Raw genomic sequence first — 19,403 nt, forward strand, 5'->3', positions numbered from 1 at the left:
CTGCCCGCGATCAAACGCCTTCAGTCGCAGGCATGGCCTGCTCCCACAGAAAATGACATCAGGACGATAGTTGGGGGATTAACAGCCGGCATAGGCCCGATGCGCGCCGCGCGCATCTTAAAATTTCACTCGCCGGCAAAAGTGGGCATAATGCTCCGGTTTTTTAGTGCGCATAATCAGCCATGCAATGAAACCAGCGGCCAATATTTATCTGATCGGTTTGATGGGCGTCGGCAAGACCACCATCGGCAAGCAGCTAGCCAAAGCGTTGCAGTGGCCGTTTTACGACAGCGACAAAGTGATCGAGGAGTGCACCGGGGTCGATATCCCGACCATTTTTTCCTACGAGGGCGAAGAGGGCTTTCGGCTGCGCGAGCAGGCGGTGATCCACCATCTTTCTCTGAAGCAGGGCATCGTGATGGCGACCGGCGGCGGCGCCGTGATCAAACCGGAAAACCGCCAGGCCTTGATCCAGAACGGTTTCGTGGTTTATCTGCAATGCTCGATCGACAAAATCCTGCACCGCACCAAACACGATACGCAACGGCCGTTATTGCGTACCGAAAATCCGCGCCAGCGCTTGCAAACCCTGCTGGCCGAGCGCGACCCGCTGTACCGCGAGTGCGCCGATTTCAAAATCGATTCGGGCGTACTGCCCACCAAAACCGTCGTCAAAACCATCTTGCAGCAATACCAGGCTGCTCTGGAAGACCATGAAAGAATTGCGAGTTGATTTAGGCAACCAGCGCAGTTATCCGATCTACATCGGTTCCGGGCTGTTGCAACAAGCCGAGTTATTGCGTCGGCACATTCGTTCCAAACAAGTGCTGGTGGTCAGCAACGAAACGATTGCGCCGCTGTATTTAAACCAAGTTTTGGCCAATCTGGCCGATTACCAGACCGAAGCCGTGATTCTGCCGGACGGCGAGCAGTACAAAACCCTGCACTATCTGGAAAAAATCTTCGACGGCTTGCTGGCCAATAAATTTAGCCGCAACGCCACGTTGATCGCGCTGGGCGGCGGCGTGATCGGCGACATGGGCGGTTTTGCCGCGGCCTGTTACCAGCGCGGCATCGCCTTCATCCAGATTCCGACGACGTTATTGGCCCAAGTCGATTCGTCGGTCGGCGGCAAGACCGGCGTCAACCATGCGCTGGGCAAAAACATGATCGGCGCCTTCTACCAGCCGCAATGCGTGATCGCCGACGCCGACGTGCTCGACACACTGGACGACCGGCAATTGTCGGCCGGCCTGGCCGAAGTTATTAAATATGGCCTGATCCGCGATCCGGAATTCTTGCACTGGCTGGAAGCCAATTTGCCCAACTTGCTGGCCCGCGACAAGGCCGCGTTGGCCTATGCCATCGAGCGCTCCTGCATCAACAAAGCCGAGGTGGTCGGCGAAGACGAATTCGAATCCGGCGTGCGCGCCACGTTGAATCTGGGCCACACCTTCGGCCATGCCATCGAAACCGGCAGCGGTTACGGCCATTATCTGCACGGCGAAGCAGTCGCGATCGGCACCTGTTTTGCCGCCGATTTGTCGCGCCGGCTGGGTTGGTTGCACGATGCCGACGTGGCGCGCATTATCGCTATCTTCAAAGCCGCCAACTTGCCGGTGACGCCGCCGGCCGACATGATCACCGAGCAATACGTCGATTTGATGGCGGTCGACAAGAAAAACATCGATGGCAAGATTCGGGTGATTTTGTTGGAAGCGCTCGGCAAGGCGTCGTTGCCGGTCAACGTCGATTTGGCCCAGTTGCAAGCCACGTTAAACGGTTATGCTGGATAACGACGACCTGACCTACAGCTACCAACGCCGCTCGGTCAACAACAGCCCGGAGCGGGCGCTGATTACGCTGGAACGCTCGCAAAAACTGGATTTGTTGGTGCATTTGCTGGCGAACCTGCAGCAGTCTTTGATCGTCTGCGGCCCGGACGGCATCGGTAAAACCACGCTATTGGAAACCGTCCGCCAAAACCGCAAGGACTTGTGGGACATCGTGCTGCTACGGGCCACGCCGAATTCGAGTTTCGAAAGCCTGGTCGTCGAACTGCTGCGCGGCCTGAATCTTAAAACCGCATCCGCTTTCGACATCAACGCCTTGCGCGACGCCTGCACCCGGCAAAAAGTGGTGTTGCTGGTCGACGATGCCGGCGACTTGAGTCCCGGTCTGCTGACGATGCTGATCGAACTGGCCGACTCGATTCCGGGCTTGCGTTTGGTGTTTGCGATGAGCCACGACCAATTCCATATCAAGAGCGGCACCGACAAAGTGGTCGAGGAATGCCACTTCATCGAATTGCCGCCGTTGAACCGAAAACAATGCGGCGAGTATTTGCAAAACCTGTCGGCGCAACCCGGCGCGGTATTGTCGTTCAATGCCGTCACCGATAACCTGGTCGAGCAAGTGTATCGCGACACCCACGGCATTCCGGGCAAGATTCTGGCCGAATTGCCCAAGTTGGCTCACTACCAGAGCCGTAAAACCGCCCGCACCGGGTTGTGGCTGGGCATCGCCGCGATTGCAGCCGGAGCCGGTTATGTGGCGCTCAAGCTAATGCCGTCCGAACCAGCGCCACCGCCGGAACCGGCGCCGCTTGCCTTGGCCGAGCCCGCGAAACCGGCCGAGCCGACGGCTGAGGCTGCGTCGCCAGCGCCAGCCGTTTCGGCACCGGAGCAGCCTGAACCGGCGAATCCGCAGCCGCAGCCTGCCGCGCCGGCAATGCCTGCCGCCGCAGCGTCGGCACCGGCCCAGGTTCAAGCGCCTGCGCCCGTACATGCCCCGGCATCGGCACCCGCAGTAACCGCTGCGGTTCCCGAATCCGCCCCGACGCCGGTCAAACCCGAATCGGCCGCCGCGGTAACCGCGCAAGACTCAACCGGCCAAAGCGCCGCGCCAGCTTCGGTTAACGCCGATGCGGCGCCGAAACCGGCCGCAGCCGAACCCGCCGCCGTTGCGGCAAGCGCCGAATCCGCGCCCGCTCCGGCCGCTGCCGCGGCTCCGGCTCCGGCAATAGCGCCGCCGGCCCCGGCAAAACCGGCGGAGCGCAAGCCCGGCAAACCGATTGCCGAAGGCGGCGACTACGATTGGATCATGGCCCAGCCGCCGAATAACTTTACGTTGCAGGTGATGGTGCTGTCCGATAAAGCCGCGGTAACCCGTTTTCTGAAAAAATACGCCGATTACCGCGATGCGTTAACCTACTATCCGATAAACAAAGGCGAACAGGAAAAATACGTGCTGATCTACGGCTCGTTTGCCACGGCCGCCGAAGCTCAGCAATTCAAAGCAGTGATGCCCAACGATTTTAAACAGGCGCTGGAAAAGCGTTTTAGAGCGGTGCAGAAAGAAAGCCGCCGCTGATCAATCCTACCCACCGAAACATGAGCCAACTACAAAACGATTTATTTCTGCGCGCGCTGTTAAGACAACCGGTCGAGCGCACGCCAAGCTGGATGATGCGCCAGGCCGGGCGTTATTTGCCCGAATACCGTGCGGTCCGCGCCAAGGCCGGCAGTTTCATGCAACTGTGCACCAATCCGGAATTGGCTTGCGAAGTGACCATGCAACCGCTGGAGCGCTACGGCTTCGATGCGGCGATTTTGTTCTCCGACATCCTGACTATCCCGGACGCGATGGGCCTGGGCCTGTCGTTTTCGGAAGGCGAAGGCCCGCAATTCGCCCGCCCGGTCCGCACCGGCGCCGACATCGCCAATTTGGCGGTGCCCGATCCGGAAGCGGAATTGCGCTACGTGATCGACGCGGTGCGCCTGATCAAAACCAATCTACAGGGCCGGGTGCCGCTGATCGGTTTTTCCGGCAGCCCGTGGACGCTCGCGACCTACATGGTGGAAGGCAAGAGCAGCAAGAGCTTTCAAAAAGTCAAAAGTCTGATGTTCGAGCAGCCGCAACTGATGCACCAAATGTTGGACACTTTGGCTCAGGCGGTAGCCGCTTATTTGAACGCGCAGATTGCCGCCGGCGCCGATGCGGTGATGGTGTTCGACACCTGGGGCGGCATGCTCAGCCACGCCGATTATTTGGAGTTTTCGTTGCGCTATGCCCGGCAAGTCAAGGACTTGTTGCAAACCGAACGCGACGGCCGGCAGATTCCGACCATCCTATTCACCAAAGGCGGCGGCTTGTGGCTGGAAGCGATGGCCGACACCGGCTACGACGCGCTGGGCCTGGATTGGCAGACCGATATCGGCCAAGCCCGGGCCAGAGTCGGCGACCGGGTGGCCTTGCAAGGCAATATGGACCCGATCACGCTGTACGCCAAGCCCGACGTGATCCGCGCCAAAGTCGGCGAGGTGCTGGCCGGCTTCGGCCATGGCTCGGGCCACGTGTTCAATCTGGGCCACGGCATACTGCCGGATATCGATCCGGAGCACGTTAAGGCCATGGTCGATGCGGTCCGCGAATTGAGTCCGCAGTACCACGCTGCCGGCGCCTGACGCGGCGCGCTCGGTCAGGATTGGGCAATGTGGTTGCAAAGGCGCATTCAATTGGCCGCCAAACCGCGCGGCTTCCATCTGGTGACCCGCGAGATTTGCGGACAGTTCCCGGAACTGGATCGGATCGAGATTGGCCTGGCCCACTTTTTTCTGCAACATACGTCGGCTTCGCTGGCGATCAACGAGAATGCCGACGCCGACGTGCGCCGCGATTTGGAAAGCTATTTTTCCCGTGCCGTTGCCGAAAATGAACCCTATTACCGGCACACGCTCGAAGGACCGGACGATATGCCGGCGCATATCAAAACCGTCATTCTGGGGAGTTCTTTGAGCATCCCCGTCAGCGACGGCCAACTGGCGCTCGGCATCTGGCAAGGGATTTATCTATGCGAACACCGTAACCACGCCGGCAGTCGCAGCGTTATCGTCACGCTGCACGGCGAATAAAGAGGTATTTATGAAATTATTCAGATCGACGGCAATCCTGGTTTTGGCATCATTCGGTTTTTCGGCCTGCGCCGAGCAAACGGCGGCCGGCGGCCCGGAAATGACTGTCTACCGTAGCCCGACCTGCGGTTGCTGCGGCAAATGGCTGGAACACGCCAGACAAAGCGGTTTCAAGATCAACGATGTGATCAGCGACGACATGGACGCGATCAAGGCCCGCTACGGCGTTCCGGAAAAATTGGCGTCCTGCCATACCGCGATCGTCGACGGCTACGTCGTCGAAGGCCACGTGCCGGCTGGCGACATCCAGAAAATGCTGCAAGCCAAACCTCAAGTGGCCGGCTTGGCCGCGCCCGGCATGCCGATGGGTAGCCCCGGCATGGAAATGGGCGGACGCCAAGATACTTACCAAGTCGTGTCGTTCGACAAAGCGGGTAAGGCCGAGGTGTTCGCCGAGCATGGCGACAATCGCTAATTCCGCCACCGACCGAAACAGCCGTGCCCGGGTCGATTTCTACTACCTTTAACGCGCGGAATGCCGATGGCCGAAAATAAAGTGCTGGTGACCGGTGCTACCGGTTTCATCGGCTCCGTGCTTTGCCGAAAACTCGAACAAAGCGGTTATTCCGTGGTCAGCGCCGGTCGTTCCGCGGCAAGCGATTTTTATTGGGACTTGGCCGCGGCCGGAAGCTGTCCCTCCGCGCTCTGCGCCGGTGTCGGCACTGTGTTTCACCTGGCCGGCAAAGCCCATGCCCTGGCCGAGAATCGGCAGGACGCGGCGGAGTACCGGCAAATTAACAGTACGGCCACGCGCGAATTGCTGGCAGCGGCGCAACGGACCGGCGTTAAACGCTTCGTCTATTTCAGCAGCGTCAAGGCGGTAGCCGAGACCGAGCGGCAACCGATGGACGAAACCGCCGACCTGCCGGCCGCCGACCCTTACGGCCAATCCAAATACGCGTCGGAACAACTGGTACTGCACGGTGGCTATGTGCCGCATCCGGTCGTGATCCGGCCTAGCATGGTCTACGGCTGTAGCGACAAAGGCAATCTGCCGCGGATGGTCAACGCGGTTCGGCGCGGCATTTTTCCGCCGTTGCCGCAGGGCAACCGGCGCTCGATGGTGCATGTCGACGACGTCGCCGCCGCGGCGATACTGGCCGCGGAACGGCCGCAAGCCGCCGGCCAAATCTATATCGTGACCGACGGCCAATGCTATTCCACCCGCGACATCTACGACATGATCCGCGCCGCGCTCGGCAAACCGCCGCTAAACGGGTCGGTTCCGCTCGCGTTGTTGCGGTTGGCGGCCAAATTCGGCGACTGCTTCGGCCGTTTGGCCGGGCGACGGTTTCCGCTCGATAGCGACAGTTTGGATAAATTAACCGGTTCAGCTTGGTATTCGTCTGATAAAATCCGCCGCGATTTGGGCTTCGAGCCCGAGCATACGCTCCGCGACACCTTGCCGGAGATCATTCGTTATTTAAGCTATCGGGCGTGATGCTACTTTTCTGCATTATCTTAGCGTTGTCGGCGCTGCTGACCGGCCTGATCCGCCGCTACGCGCTCAGTAATCAAGTTCTGGATATCCCCAACCAACGCAGTTCCCACAGCGTACCGACTCCGCGCGGCGGCGGTTTGGCTATCGTGCTCGGTTTTTGCGCGGCGGGCCTGTGGCTGTTCGCAACCGCGCAGCTCGGCTGGGAGCGCTTGGCGATGCTGGCCGCGGCGCTGCCGGTAGCCGCTGTCGGCTTCTGGGACGACCACGGCGGCGTTGCCGCCCGCTGGCGCTTTGCTATCCATCTGTTGGCTGCCGCAATCGCGGTCGGCCTGTTGCAAGGCTTGCCGCCGTTGTTAATTCCGGCGCCGTTCGACGCCGTCCTCGGCCGGCGTTTTGCCGATCCCGGTTGGCTAGGTTATCCGCTCGCCATATTATTTCTGGTCTGGGCGCTCAACTTGTTCAATTTCATGGACGGTATCGACGGCATCGCCGCGTCCGAAGCCATCTTCGTCGGTCTGGCGCTGGCCGGCTATCTGCTGTATATCGACCGCGCGCTGTTTGCGTTGGCGGCCGGCCTGGCCGCGGCTAGTGCCGGCTTCTTGTGCTGGAACTGGCCGAAAGCCAAAATCTTTATGGGCGACGTCGGCAGCGGCTTCGTCGGCCTGGTGCTGGGGCTATTGATCTTGCTGGCCGCGCAGCAGGCTGCGGTGTTGTTGTATTGCGGGCTGATTTTGTTCGGGCTGTTCGTGGTCGATGCCAGCTATACCTTGGCCTACCGCCTATGCAGCGGCCAGCAATGGTACGCGGCGCATTGTTCGCATACTTACCAGCACGCCGCCAAGCGCTATGGCCATTTGCCGGTGTTGTGCGCTTGCTGGGCCATCAATCTGGGCTGGCTGCTGCCGTGCTCGGCCTGGGCCTTTTGGCATCCGTCCCACGCCTTGGCTGCGCTGGCCGCCGCCTATCTGCCTTTACTCTTTCTGGCCTTCCGCTTCCGGGCCGGCCGCAGCGGGTTCGTCGTTTCGTGACATTCAATTTCCGCTCGCGCACCACCATTTTCCTGCACGACCTGGGCATGATCCCGTTGGCCTGGTTCGGTGCCTATTGGTTGCGCTTCAATCTGCAGCAGATTCCGGACGATTTTTTTTACCCGGCTTTGCTGTTTCTGCCGCTGGTCATGGCGATTCAAGTCACGCTGTTTTGGGTGTTCGGACTGTACCGCGGCGTTTGGCGCTTTTCCTCGCTGCCGGATCTGATTCGGATCGGCAAGGCGGTATTGACCGGCATCTTCCTGATCGCATCGGCCCTGTTTTTGTACGACCGGCTGGCGGGCGTGCCGCGCTCGGTGGTGCCGCTGTACGTGCTGACGCTGTTTTCGCTACTGAGCGTGCCGCGCCTGGTCTACCGGTTCTGGAAGGAGCGCGCCTTCGTCGACCGGATCGGCCGCCGGGCCCTGATCGTCGGTGCCGGCGCCGCCGGCGAAATGCTGATCCGCGACCTATTGGCGACGCCGGACAGCGGCTACGTACCGGTCGTGTTCGCCGACGACAATCCGGCCAAATTCAAACGCGAAATTCGCGGCATCCGCGTCGCCGGCAACGTCGGCCAGATTCCGGCCCTAGTTAAACAATGGGATATCGAGGTGGTGCTGATCGCGGTGCCGTCGGCCGGCGACGCGCAGATGCGCCGCATCGTCGAGGTCTGCGAGGCCTGCAACGTCGAATTCAAAACCCTGCCGTCGGTTAAGGAATTGCTCAACGGCACGGTGGCCCAGACCGCATTGCGCAGCGTATCGATCGAAGACATTCTGGGCCGCACCCCGATCAAGCTGGATTGGGTCGGCATCAAGGCCCACATGCAGGGCAAGACCGTGCTGGTCACCGGCGGCGGCGGTTCGATCGGTTCCGAGCTGTGCAAGCAACTGGCCAAGACTCAGCCGCGCAAGCTGATCGTGTTCGACCAATGCGAATTCAACCTGTACAAAATCAACGCCGAATTGCAGCGGCGTTTTCCGGAATTGCCGCGCGCCGCCGTGCTCGGCGACGTTGCCGATCCGGTCGCGGTGCAGCGGGCGATTCGCGAACAAAAGCCGGAAATCGTGTTTCATGCCGCCGCTTACAAGCACGTACCGTTGTTGCAAAACCAGGTGCGCGAAGCGCTGCATAACAATTTGATCGGCACCAAGATACTGGCCGAAGCCGCCATCGCCGCCGGCGTGGCCCGCTTTGTGTTGATCTCGACCGACAAGGCCGTCAACCCGACCAACGTGATGGGCGCCACCAAACGCGCCGCCGAAATCCTGTGCCAGAATCTGGACCGCCAAGGCCATACCCGCTTTACCACGGTGCGTTTCGGCAACGTGCTCGACTCGGCCGGCAGCGTGGTACCGCTGTTCCGCGAACAAATCCAGGCCGGCGGCCCGGTCACGGTGACCCATCCCGACATCACCCGTTATTTCATGACCATTCCGGAGGCCTGCCAATTGATCATGCAGGCCGAAACCATAGGCCGGGGCGGCGAAGTCTTCGTGTTGGACATGGGCGAGCCGGTCAAAATCAGTTATCTGGCGGAACAGATGATCCGCCTCAGCGGCAAACGTCCCGGCACCGACATCAAGATCGAATACGTCGGCCTGCGCCCCGGCGAGAAGTTGTACGAGGAGTTGTTCCACGAACAGGAGCAATTGTTACCGACCGGCCACGAAAAGCTGCGTCTGGCCAAGGCCAGAATTTACGACAGCGCGGAATGGAGCCGGCAGATCGAGGGCTTGCAACAGGCCTGCGCCTGCCGCGACAGCGCCGCGCTGTTGGCCGATTTGCAGCGCCTGGTGCCGGAATTCGAGTGCCGGCCTTAGCCGGTGCGGTTATCGGCTTATCCCGGAAGGCCGGCGTTGGCTTGGCAACGCTGATCGCCGATCCGGTAACAGTACAAACGGGTGCCGCGCCGGTCCGCCAAGCGGATTTCGGCGCTGAGCGGCCAACCGGGTAGCGGAAACGACGACGACACGAACAGGCTGCCGGGCCGCATTTCCCGCTCCAGTTTCCGGCCCAGACGCGGCATCACCGCCGGCGACAGGAAGGCAAACACCAGATCGAACCGGCCCAAATTGCAATCCCAGAAGCTGCCGCCGGCGACGGCGGCATTAGTCAAGTTCCGGCAACGCCAACGGGCCAGCAGATACGGCAACGGCGCCCGTTCCAGCGCCGTGACCTGCAAGCCGGGCATCGCCGCGGCCAAAGGCGCCGCCACGCTGGCGACGCCGGCGCCGAGATCGATAAACGACTCGGCCCGTTCCCGCACCGCAATTTCCTGCAAGGCCGCGGCCACCGCCGGAGAGGATAAAAACAGCGGTACGTCGCCGCCGACCGTGCCCCAAAATACCAAGGCCATCAGCAAGCCCGCCCCCAGATAAGCCCAGGCCGGCAACTGCAGGCTGATCGCGAACAACACGGCCGGGAAAAACGACAGATGGATAGGCAACCACCACAACGGTTGCCGTAACAGGCGGGATAACAACGCGGCGCCGGCCGCTTGCAGCACCGGCGCCCAGCGCGGATCGAATACCCCCGGCCAGCCGCGCAGCGCCAACCAGACGCCGGTCAGCGCCAGCAATTGGCTGAGCGCCGCTTTCAGCAATTGCACGGGGTTCGGCGCGGGTGGGGGAAGCGGCTAATGCGCGGCCGGTTGGCCGGTGACTTTGATGTTTTGCTGCACTGCCGGCGACACGCTGGGCAGGCTCGGCGCCGCCTCGGAGGCGGTCGGATCGGCGCCGTCGTGCAGCACCTGGTTTTCGGTTTTCTTGTTCATCACCACAATCGAGATGCGCCGGTTCATCGGATCGTTCGGATTCTCGGTTTTATACGGGATGCTCGACGCCAGACCGACCACGCGCAATACCTTGTCGTCGCTCAGGCCGCCCTGGTTCAATTCGCGGCGGGCGACATTCGCGCGGTCGCTGGACAATTCCCAGTTGGAATAACCGGTGCGGTTGCTCGGAAACGGCAGCGCATCGGTATGGCCGTTGATCGATACCTTGTTCGGCAATTCGTTGATCACCGGTGCCAGCTCGCGCAGAATGGCTTGAGCGTAACTCTCGATGCCGGAACTGGCCAACTTGAACATCGGCCGGTTTTGGGCGTCGACGATCTGGATTTTCAAACCTTCCGGCGTCGATTCGAGTTTGATCTGATCCTTGTATTCGCTGAGCTTGGCATTGGCGTCCAACATCTCCTCGATCTTTTCCTGCAATTCTTCCAGCTTCTTCTTTTCCTGGGCTTCGGCCATTTTTTGGATATCTTCCGGCGTCGGTTCCGCCTGCGGCGCTTCGCCTTGGTGCACCTGGCCTTCGTCCAGCGACTTCAAGTCCTGGCCGCCGGCCTGGATGATGTTGGTGCGGTCGCCGGTGCCTTCGCCGCTACCGGTGGTAATCGCTACGCCGAACGGATTCTGGAAATATTCGGAGATGCCTTTTTTGGTTTTTTCGTCGGTCGTGCCGAGCAGCCACATCAACAAGAAAAAGGCCATCATCGCCGTGACGAAGTCGGCATAGGCAATTTTCCAGGCGCCGCCGTGGTGGCCGTGCCCGCCTTTTTTCTTGATTTTCTTGATGATAATCGGTTGTTCGGCCATGCTCGCTTACCTCTTATTTACCGGCCTTCAAGGCTTCTTCCAGCTCGGTAAAGGTAGGCCGGGTGTGGTGGGGGATCGTGGTGCGCATGAACTCGACGGTCATGGCTGGCGAAGTCCCCTTGGCGCAGTTCAGCAAGCCTTTCTGCGCGCAACGGTAGGAACCGGCCTCTTCCTCCAGCCGATCTTCCATCACCGCCGCCACCGGCGCGACGAAACCGTAAGACACCAGAATACCGAGGAAGGTACCGACCAGCGCCGCGGCGATCAATTTACCCAGTTCGGCCGGCGGAATCCCGACCGATTCCATCGTGTGCACCACGCCCATTACCGCCGCGACGATACCGAACGCCGGCATGCCGTCGGCGATCCGCTGCACGGCTTTGATCGGCGCGTGGCCGTCGGCATGGTGCACTTCGATTTCGGCGTCCATGATGTCTTCGAGCTGATTGACGTCGACCCCGGTCAGGATCAAACGCAGTTTGTCGCAGATGAATTCCATCAGATGGTGGTCGTGGACGATCTTTTCGCCGAAGATGGAACTGCCTTCCGGGTCGTCGACCACCTTTTCCAGCGACAGCAAGCCTTCCTTCCTGGCCTTCTGGCTCAGCGCGTTAAAGCTCATCAACAGTTCTAGGTAGTATTCCTTGGTGAAGCGGCTGCCCTTCAAGGTGCCCATACCGCCGGCAACCGCGCCCTTGATGGTGCTCATGGTGTTACTGGCGAAAAATGAGCCCAGTGCCGCGCCGACGATGATCAATACCTCCACCGGCTGCCAAAGTACGCCCAAATGCCCGCCCGCCATTAGGAAGCCGCCCAACACGCAGCCCAAAATGACCACATAACCGATGATTACAAACATGGTTGCCTCTACAACAAAAAGTTAAATCGAATTGGCCGGCGCCCAACGGCCGGCCGCGACCGGCTAAGTCTAGCCCAGCTTGGCCGGGCTTGCGCTTAGGCCAAGCGGTCGGCCTTTTTCAGCACTAATTTACTGATCGCCGGCAACACGATAAAGGTGCAGGTCATAATCCAGAAAATGCCGATCGTAATGACCAAACCCATGCTGGAAATCCCCTGGTGCGGCGAAAACGCCAGGCCGACGAAGCTGGAAATTGTAGTCAATGCGCCGTAAAACATGCCGCGTGCGGTGCTGGATTGGTAAATATTTTGTTCTTCCGACAAGGAGTGGTGCAGTTTTTCCACCATATGGATCCCGTTATCGACACCCAGGCCCATTAATAAAGGCAGGGCGATGATATTGGCGAAATTGATCGGCGTGCCGGTGAAGACCGTGGTCGCCATCGTAAACAAACCGGCCAGAACCAGCGGCGCCATCACCAACAGCGTATCGACCACGCTGCGGCGGATGAACATCAGCAACAGCGCAATTGCCACCAGCGCAATGATGATCGCTTCCTGGAAGGCGCCGATCACGGCCTTCATCGACTCCCAATACATGACCGGCAAATCGGTCGCGTTCGGCGCTACCGCCTGCACGTCGACGATGAAACGCTGCAAATTGCTCAGGTCGTTCAAATCCTGTTTCGGGAAAATCTGTATCCGGTACAGGCCGTCCTTACTCAGCCAGCGTTCCCTGATCTCGTCCGGAATGCTTTCCGGTACGATTTCCGCGGCATGGAAACCGGTCAGCAATTCGTTCATCACGGTCGGCAGCGTGCCGAGCAACGAGGTTTGGATTTTCTCGATGAAGACGCCGCGGTCCGGCTGCATCCGCGCTTCCAGTTCCAGTTGCACGTCGAGCAGTTCCTGCTTGAAGCGGGTCAGTGATTGGATGTCGGCCGGCTTGGTTTTCTTCGGCAGATTGGCGTCGATTGCCGCAATCATGCGCTTGATGGCCGGCAACGGATCGACGCCGCTTTTCAGTTGCGGAAACGACTGGCTCTGCGGCCCCAGCGCCAGCGCCATATCGTCGATCACGCCCAATTTTTCTTCCTGGTCTTCCGGGACGAAATCGAACAGGCTGACCGTCTTATCGACCGTCGGCAATGCCGCCAGTTTGCTTTGCATGGCCTTGGCTTCGGTCTCGCTCTTGACCAGTACCGTCAACGTCATCGGCGAGGTGTCCCGCTCCTTCATCAGTTCCTTGAAGGCGATGACCGATTCGGTATGCGGATCGCGCAGATTCAGCGGATTGAAATCGGTCTTGACCTGGAACACGAAGTAAATCGCCACGACCGCACCGACCAAGGTCAGAAACGAAATCGGCTTGGCGTAGTGCAGCGTAAAGTGGGCCAGGGCCAGCGACAATTTCGAGGCGCCGGGCTGCTCGCCGTGCAGATTGTGGTAGGGCGGGTTCGGCAGCACTTTTAGCAGCACCGGCAGCACCGTCAGCGTGACGAACAGGCAGATGAATAAACTGGTACCGGCCAATAAACCCAGTTCGGAGATGCCTTGGTAATCGGTCGGGATGAATGCGTACAGGCCGATCGAGGTGGTGCCGGCGCATAAAATCAATGACGGGCTGGTGGCCAGCAGGGCCGAGCGGATCGCCTTACTTTTATCGCTGCCGTGCAAATCCAGATTGTCCCGGTAACGCAAGCAGAAGTGGATCGCGTATTCGACGCCCAAACCGATGTTGGACACGGCGAAGGCGACCGAAATCAGGTTCAACTGTTTCACCGCCACCGAAGCGAACAGGCCGCAAAACACCATGCCCAGCGCCAGCGTCAGCAGCGTCGCCAACATCAGCAGCCAGGAGCGGTAGGCCACCAGCAAAATGCCGCAGACCAATATCACCGAGAAAATACTGGCGGTGAAGGTGCCTTCGCTCATGCCGGCCATTTCGTCGTGCTCCAAACCGACTTCGCCGGTAATCCAGACTTTGACGGCCGGCATGTTCGGGTCCTGGATTTTGTTGGCGGCGTGGCGGATGACGTTGATTGCCGGCTCGACCGGCAGGATTTGGCTGAAATCGAATTTAGGCGTGACGAAAATAAAGGCTTTGTCGGACTGCTCTTCGCTGATCTTGTTTTCGGCGATTAATTTTTGCCAGGACAGCAAATCGGTCTCGCCGTTCAGCGTCTTGTGCAGCGAATCGCTGACCTTGTCGATCAGCGACATCAAATCGATAGGCACTTCCTCGGTCTTGGTTTCGGCGTTCAGCGCGTCCTCGAAGATCGAGAAAAAACCGTTCAGGCTCGGGTCCTGCGAAATTCGGCCGATGAAAGGCTGGGCTTGCGCCAGCGTGATCGAAAAATCCTGCAATTTGTCGGCATCCAAATAAAGCAGGCCGTTGCGTTGAAAGAATTCGTTTTCGTCGGGCCGGTAGACCTTGGTGAAATGTTCGGTATCGGCCCGTAACTCCCGGCTCAGGCGCCGCGCCGCGGCTTTGGTCAATTCCGGACTTGACGATTCGATCACCAGCAACAACGTGTGCACTTCCTGGCCGAACTGTTGCTCGAACTTGCGCCGGTTTTGTTGAAACGGCGCATCCGGCGCGATCAATTCGGCGGTATCGGTATTCACGGTCAAGTGGTTGCCGGTGTACTGCACCGCCCAATAGGCCAGCAGCACCGAAGCCAGCAACACCAGGGTCGGGGAGTACAACAACCAGTTGCCCCAGCGGTAGGCGAAATGCCCCAAACGGTTTTCCAAAGACATGTTTACGCGCTCACCACGGTGTTGATCAAATACAGTGTGTAAGCGGCGTAAACCGCCAACAGGATGCCGCCTTCGACCCGGTTGATCCGGCCTTGTTCGCGTTTGCCGGCGTAACCCAGCGCAAACAGCGAGGCGGTCAGCATGGCCATCAACGGCCAATCGCGGTTTACGATTTCCAGCGGAATCGACATCGGATGGATCGCGCCGGCCAAACCGACCACGGCCAGCGTATTGAACAAATTGGAGCCGATGATGTTGCCCAGGGCCAGGTCGTGTTCGCCTTTGCGGGCCGCCGCTATCGACGAAGCCAATTCCGGCAGCGAGGTACCGATGGCGACGATGGTCAAACCGATGACCAAATCGCTGACGCCGAGGTTTTGTGCAATCGTCACCGCGCCCCACACCAGCAGCCGGGAACTGATCATCAACAGCAACAAACCGCTGACTAGCCAGATCGTGGCCTGGGCAAACGACATGCGGTGTTCTTCCAATTCCTCTTCGACCTCTGCGGCCAACACGTCGGCCTTTTGTTTCAAGCCCTGGCGCACCATCCAGGTCATCACGCCGGCAAACACCGCCAGTTCCAGCAAGGCATCGGTTCTGGACAAGCTGCCGTCGTACAACTGGCCGAAGGCGAACACGGTCACGCCCATCAATACCGGCAACTCCTTCTTGACGATTTGCGAGTGGACCACGATGGGGCTGATCAAGGCCACCGTGCCCAGAATCAAGGCGATGTTGGTGATGTTGGAACCGTAGGCGTTACCCAAGGCGATACCGGGACTGCCTTGCCAGGCCGACAGTGCCGATACCGTCAATTCCGGCGCCGAGGTCCCGAAACCGATGACTACCATACCGATCAATAACGGCGACATGCCCAGGAAACGCGCAATCGCCGCGGCGCCTTCCACAAAAATATCGGCACTCCAAACCAATACCACCAGACCGATGACTATCATCAACAACGGCAACGCCATAAACTACCCTTCACTGTTAAAGATCAAAAAACCAAACCTGCCGAACCCGTGGCGGAAAACCTCAATCCACGGTCCACTGCACCACGCCGCTATAGGCCGTGGCCAGCACGACGACACCGAACACAATCCGGTACCAGGCGAAAATAATGAAATCGTGGTGGCTGATGTAGCGCAGCAAGCCTTTCACCGCCACCAGCGCGCTGACGAAGGCGGCGGCCAGGCCGATCGCAAACGACAACGCGTCGTTATCGGCTTGCAGCAAATCGCGGTGTTTGTACAAATCGTAGGCGCTGGCCACCACCAGGGTCGGAATCGCCAGAAAGAACGAAAACTCGGTGGCCGCTTTGCGCGACAAGCCGAACAGCAAGCCGCCGATAATGGTCGAACCGGAACGCGACATGCCCGGAATCAGCGCGAAGGCCTGGGCAATTCCCAGTTTCAACGCATCCAGCGCCGACAAGTCGTCGACGTTTTCGACCCGGATTTTGTGCTCGCGCTTTTCGGCCCAAATAATAATGAAGGCGCCGACAATGAAGGCCAGCGCCACCGGCACCGGCTTGAATAGCGTCGCCTTCAGGATTTTGCCGAACAACAGTCCCAACGCCGCCAACGGCACGAAGGCGATGGCCAGATTCAACACGAACTTCTGCGCCTGGCGTTCGGTGGTCAGGCCGCTCAGCACCGAACCGATCTTGGCCCGGTATTCCCAGCAAATGGCCAGGATCGCGCCGACCTGAATCACGATGGTAAACAGCTTGGCCTTGTCGTCGTTAAAATTCAGCAAATCGCCGGCCAGAATCAAGTGGCCGGTGCTGGAAATGGGCAGGAATTCGGTCAAGCCTTCGACGATACCGAGGATCAGGGATTTGACGAGTATTGAGATATCCATATTGAGTCAGCGCTGAGTGCCAGCCGGCACGGGGGTTGGGATCGGCAGACGATGCGGCACAACCAAGCCGTTGCAGCCGCAGCAAAAGCCACGTAAACGGGGCGGGATTATAGTCGAAAACTCAATAATCCCGTAACTTTAGCCGCTGTAGTTCAAGCAAATACGGCGCAAGTCCGGCGGCGCAATCGGTTTTGCCCCGATTCCTCCGATCTGGCAGAATCGGCCGTAACCCGCTGCAGCTCCCGGAGATATTCCGCAATGACCGCAACTTATCCGCCGCTAATCCAAGCCCTGCGCGATCCGGGCCGCTACCCGCACCCGGTAAGCAAGGTCGAAGTGCTGGAGACCCATATCTCCTGGGTGTTGCTGTCCGGCCGTTACGCTTACAAAATCAAGAAGCCGGTCGATCTTGGTTTCCTGGATTTCAGCGACCTGCAAAAACGGCGTTTTTTCTGCGACGAAGAACTGCGGCTGAATCGGCGCCTGGCACCGTCGCTGTACCTGGCAACGGTAAGCATCGGCGGCACGGCCGAACGGCCGGAAATCGGCGCCGGACCGGCCATCGAATATGCCGTGAAAATGCGCCGCTTCCCGGTCGCCAACACGCTGGACCACCTGTTCGGCCGCCACGGCCTGCAGCCGCGGCATATCGATCTGCTGGCGCAAACCGTCGCCGGCTTCCATGCCGCGCTGCCGGCCGCGGCTGCCGACTCGATTTACGGCACGCCGGCCCAGGTAATGGCGCCGGCCAGGCAGAATTTCCGGCAATTAAGAGCATTACTCGAATCTGCGGATTTGCCGATGCTCGACCGGCTGGAAACCGCCTGCGAAACCGAATACGCTGCCTGCGCGGCCCTGATCGCCGACCGCCGCCAGCAAGGCCGTATCCGCGAATGCCACGGCGATCTGCACCTGGGCAATATCGTATTGTTGCGCGGCCGGCCGGTTCCGTTCGACGCCATCGAGTTTGCGCCGGAACTGCGCTGGATCGACACGATCAACGATGCCGCCTTTCTGGTGATGGACTTGCTGCAGCGCGGCCGCGGCGATTTGGCCTACCGCTTTCTGAATGGCTACCTGGAATCCAGCGGCGATTATGCCGGCCTGGGGCTGCTGCGGTTTTACCTGAGTTATCGGGCGGCGGTACGGGCCAAGGTCGCCGGCTTTCGCCTGGCGCAAACCGGCGACCCGGCGGCCAAGTGCGAGTGTTTGGCCTATCTGGAGCAAGCCGTGGCCGGTTTGGCGCGGCGCAAGCCGGTGCTGATTTTGATGCATGGCCTACCCGGCTGCGGCAAAAGCCACGTCGCCCAATTGCTGCTGGAACGCTACGGCTTGATTCGGCTGCGCTCCGACGTCGAGCGCAAACGCCTGTTCGGCCTGAGTCCGCTGGCATCCAGCCTTTCCGCAACCGGCGGCGGCATCTACCAGGCCGACGCCAGCCGACAAACTTACGGCCGATTGTTGGAATTGAGCCGCGGCTTGCTGGCCGACGGCTTCGGCGTGATCGTCGATGCCGCGTTTCTGCAATACGACCAGCGCCGGCCGTTTCGGGAACTGGCGGCACAGCTCGGTGCCGGTTTCGCGCTGGTGGCGGTCCGGGCCGAGCCCGCGACCTTGCGCCGGCGGATAAGCGAGCGTCAGGCCGCCGGCAACGACGCGTCCGAAGCCGGTCTGGAGGTTCTGGAACACGCCAGCCGGAATCTGGAACCGTTGCAGGCCGACGAAATGTCGAGCTGTTTGCAATTCGATAACGATGCCGAGCCGGCGGCGACGGACGATAGTCGTCCGTTCTGGCGGCAATTGGCGGAATTGGCCGCGTTGGGAGATTGACCATGAAAGCGATGATTCTGGACCGCGCCGGGGCGCCGTTGCGCCTGGCCGACTGCACCTTGCCGGCACCGGCGGCCAAGCAAGTGTTATTGAAAGTCCGCGCTTGCGGCGTCTGCCGCACCGATCTGCACGTGGCCGACGGCGAGCTGGACCAAGCCAAGTTGCCGCTGATACCCGGCCACGAAATCGTCGGCGAAGTGGTCGCCAAGGGCGGCCTGGCCCAGCGTTTCGCCCTCGGCCAGCGCGTCGGCGTGCCGTGGCTGGGCCATACCTGCGGCAGATGCCGGTATTGCCTGAGCCAACGGGAAAACCTGTGCGAGGCGCCCGGTTTCACCGGCTACACGCTGGACGGCGGTTACGCCGAATACGCGGTCGCCGATCAGGATTACTGCTTCGCGCTGCCGGAGCGATACGGCGACGCCGAAGCCGCGCCGTTGCTCTGTGCCGGCCTGATCGGCTACCGCGCGTTAGTCGCCGCCGGCAGCGCCGAAACTCTCGGCATCTACGGCTTCGGCGCAGCCGCCCACATCATTGCCCAGGTTGCGGTCTGGCAAGGGCGGCGCATATTTGCCTTCACTAAACCCGGCGATAGTGCCGGCCAGGATTTTGCCCGGCAACTCGGCGCCGAGTGGGCCGGCGATTCAAGCCAACCGCCGCCGCGGGCGATGGATGCGGCGATCCTGTTCGCCCCGGTCGGGGCATTGGTGCCGCAAGCGCTGCGCCACGTCGCGAAAGGCGGTACTGTGGTTTGCGCCGGCATCCATATGAGCGAGATTCCGGCCTTTCCCTATTCGATCTTGTGGGGCGAACGCAGCGTGCGTTCGGTTGCCAACCTGACCCGCCAGGACGGCGAAGCGTTTCTGGCGATTGCCGGGCAAGCGCCGCTGAAAACCCATGTCCGGACTTTCGCGTTGGCCGACGCCAACCAGGCCCTGGCCCAATTGAAAAACGGCCAAATCCAGGGCGCGGCGGTGTTGATCCCCTGATGACGGCCGCCTTTATCCGTTTGACGCAAAAAGGAAATTCCTCGCGCCGCCGCTTGG

General features: G+C 60.3%; 17 protein-coding genes. 11 read left to right on the plus strand and 6 right to left on the minus strand.

The window, feature by feature from the left end; all coding sequences use genetic code 11:
• Positions 1-187 precede the first annotated feature (187 nt).
• From aroK to MKFW12EY_RS01000, 9 genes are all read left to right on the plus strand, one after another.
• Positions 188-733 (plus strand): shikimate kinase AroK, encoded by a 546-nt coding sequence (gene aroK / locus MKFW12EY_RS00960; protein ID WP_064020123.1) that lies wholly within the window; start codon positions 188-190, stop codon positions 731-733.
• Entirely contained in the window at positions 714-1,796 is a 1,083-nt protein-coding gene (gene aroB, locus MKFW12EY_RS00965) for a 3-dehydroquinate synthase (RefSeq protein ID WP_221053842.1), read from the plus strand. Before aroK ends, aroB begins: the two co-directional genes overlap by 20 nt.
• Positions 1,786-3,372 carry an AAA family ATPase gene (locus MKFW12EY_RS00970; protein ID WP_221053843.1) on the plus strand — a complete coding sequence of 529 codons (1,587 nt, stop codon included), beginning with the start codon at positions 1,786-1,788 and terminating at the stop codon, positions 3,370-3,372. Before aroB ends, MKFW12EY_RS00970 begins: the two co-directional genes overlap by 11 nt.
• A 20-nt stretch (positions 3,373-3,392) precedes the next feature.
• Entirely contained in the window at positions 3,393-4,466 is a 1,074-nt protein-coding gene (hemE, locus tag MKFW12EY_RS00975; RefSeq protein WP_054763719.1) for a uroporphyrinogen decarboxylase, read from the plus strand.
• 27 nt (positions 4,467-4,493) lie between these two features.
• On the plus strand, positions 4,494-4,913 hold the full coding sequence (locus tag MKFW12EY_RS00980; protein WP_054763718.1) for a secondary thiamine-phosphate synthase enzyme YjbQ: 420 nt from the start codon (positions 4,494-4,496) through the stop codon (positions 4,911-4,913).
• A 10-nt stretch (positions 4,914-4,923) separates the two neighbouring features.
• Positions 4,924-5,388, plus strand: coding sequence for a DUF411 domain-containing protein (locus tag MKFW12EY_RS00985; protein ID WP_054763717.1), 465 nt, complete (start codon positions 4,924-4,926; stop codon positions 5,386-5,388).
• 66 nt (positions 5,389-5,454) lie between these two features.
• The gene (locus tag MKFW12EY_RS00990; RefSeq protein ID WP_054763720.1) at positions 5,455-6,414 is read left to right on the plus strand and encodes an NAD-dependent epimerase/dehydratase family protein; all 960 of its coding nucleotides are present in this window, start codon (positions 5,455-5,457) and stop codon (positions 6,412-6,414) included.
• Complete coding sequence (locus MKFW12EY_RS00995; protein WP_310757622.1) at positions 6,414-7,442, plus strand: MraY family glycosyltransferase; 1,029 nt, start codon at positions 6,414-6,416, stop codon at positions 7,440-7,442. The genes MKFW12EY_RS00990 and MKFW12EY_RS00995 overlap by 1 nt, the downstream gene beginning before the upstream one ends.
• A complete protein-coding gene (locus MKFW12EY_RS01000) occupies positions 7,439-9,268 on the plus strand; it encodes a polysaccharide biosynthesis protein (RefSeq protein ID WP_221053845.1) in 1,830 nt (609 codons plus the stop codon). The genes MKFW12EY_RS00995 and MKFW12EY_RS01000 overlap by 4 nt, the downstream gene beginning before the upstream one ends.
• A gap of 17 nt (positions 9,269-9,285) precedes the next feature.
• Here the strand turns inward: MKFW12EY_RS01000 and MKFW12EY_RS01005 are convergent, their stop codons facing one another.
• From MKFW12EY_RS01005 to MKFW12EY_RS01030, 6 genes are all read right to left on the minus strand, one after another.
• The gene (locus MKFW12EY_RS01005; protein ID WP_221053846.1) at positions 9,286-10,056 is read right to left on the minus strand and encodes a hypothetical protein; all 771 of its coding nucleotides are present in this window, start codon (positions 10,054-10,056) and stop codon (positions 9,286-9,288) included.
• A gap of 27 nt (positions 10,057-10,083) precedes the next feature.
• On the minus strand, positions 10,084-11,043 hold the full coding sequence (gene motB, locus MKFW12EY_RS01010; RefSeq protein WP_221053847.1) for a flagellar motor protein MotB: 960 nt from the start codon (positions 11,041-11,043) through the stop codon (positions 10,084-10,086).
• 13 nt (positions 11,044-11,056) lie between these two features.
• Positions 11,057-11,902 (minus strand): flagellar motor stator protein MotA, encoded by an 846-nt coding sequence (motA, locus tag MKFW12EY_RS01015; RefSeq protein ID WP_064020133.1) that lies wholly within the window; start codon positions 11,900-11,902, stop codon positions 11,057-11,059.
• Positions 11,903-11,997: 95 nt separating this feature from the next.
• Entirely contained in the window at positions 11,998-14,664 is a 2,667-nt protein-coding gene (locus MKFW12EY_RS01020; protein WP_221053848.1) for an MMPL family transporter, read from the minus strand.
• Between the two features lie 2 nt (positions 14,665-14,666).
• Positions 14,667-15,641 (minus strand): calcium/sodium antiporter, encoded by a 975-nt coding sequence (locus MKFW12EY_RS01025; protein ID WP_054763364.1) that lies wholly within the window; start codon positions 15,639-15,641, stop codon positions 14,667-14,669.
• 61 nt (positions 15,642-15,702) lie between these two features.
• Positions 15,703-16,530, minus strand: coding sequence for an undecaprenyl-diphosphate phosphatase (locus MKFW12EY_RS01030; RefSeq protein WP_221053849.1), 828 nt, complete (start codon positions 16,528-16,530; stop codon positions 15,703-15,705).
• Between the two features lie 258 nt (positions 16,531-16,788).
• Here MKFW12EY_RS01030 and MKFW12EY_RS01035 point away from each other — a divergent pair, with 258 nt between their 5' ends.
• Together MKFW12EY_RS01035 and MKFW12EY_RS01040 are read left to right on the plus strand one after the other, a co-directional pair.
• A complete protein-coding gene (locus tag MKFW12EY_RS01035) occupies positions 16,789-18,360 on the plus strand; it encodes a bifunctional aminoglycoside phosphotransferase/ATP-binding protein (RefSeq protein ID WP_221053850.1) in 1,572 nt (523 codons plus the stop codon).
• Positions 18,361-18,362: 2 nt separating this feature from the next.
• Positions 18,363-19,346 (plus strand): zinc-dependent alcohol dehydrogenase family protein, encoded by a 984-nt coding sequence (locus MKFW12EY_RS01040; protein WP_221053851.1) that lies wholly within the window; start codon positions 18,363-18,365, stop codon positions 19,344-19,346.
• Positions 19,347-19,403 lie beyond the last annotated feature (57 nt).

Origin of the sequence: Methylomonas koyamae (assembly GCF_019669905.1) — a bacterium.
Lineage (GTDB): Bacteria > Pseudomonadota > Gammaproteobacteria > Methylococcales > Methylomonadaceae > Methylomonas > Methylomonas koyamae.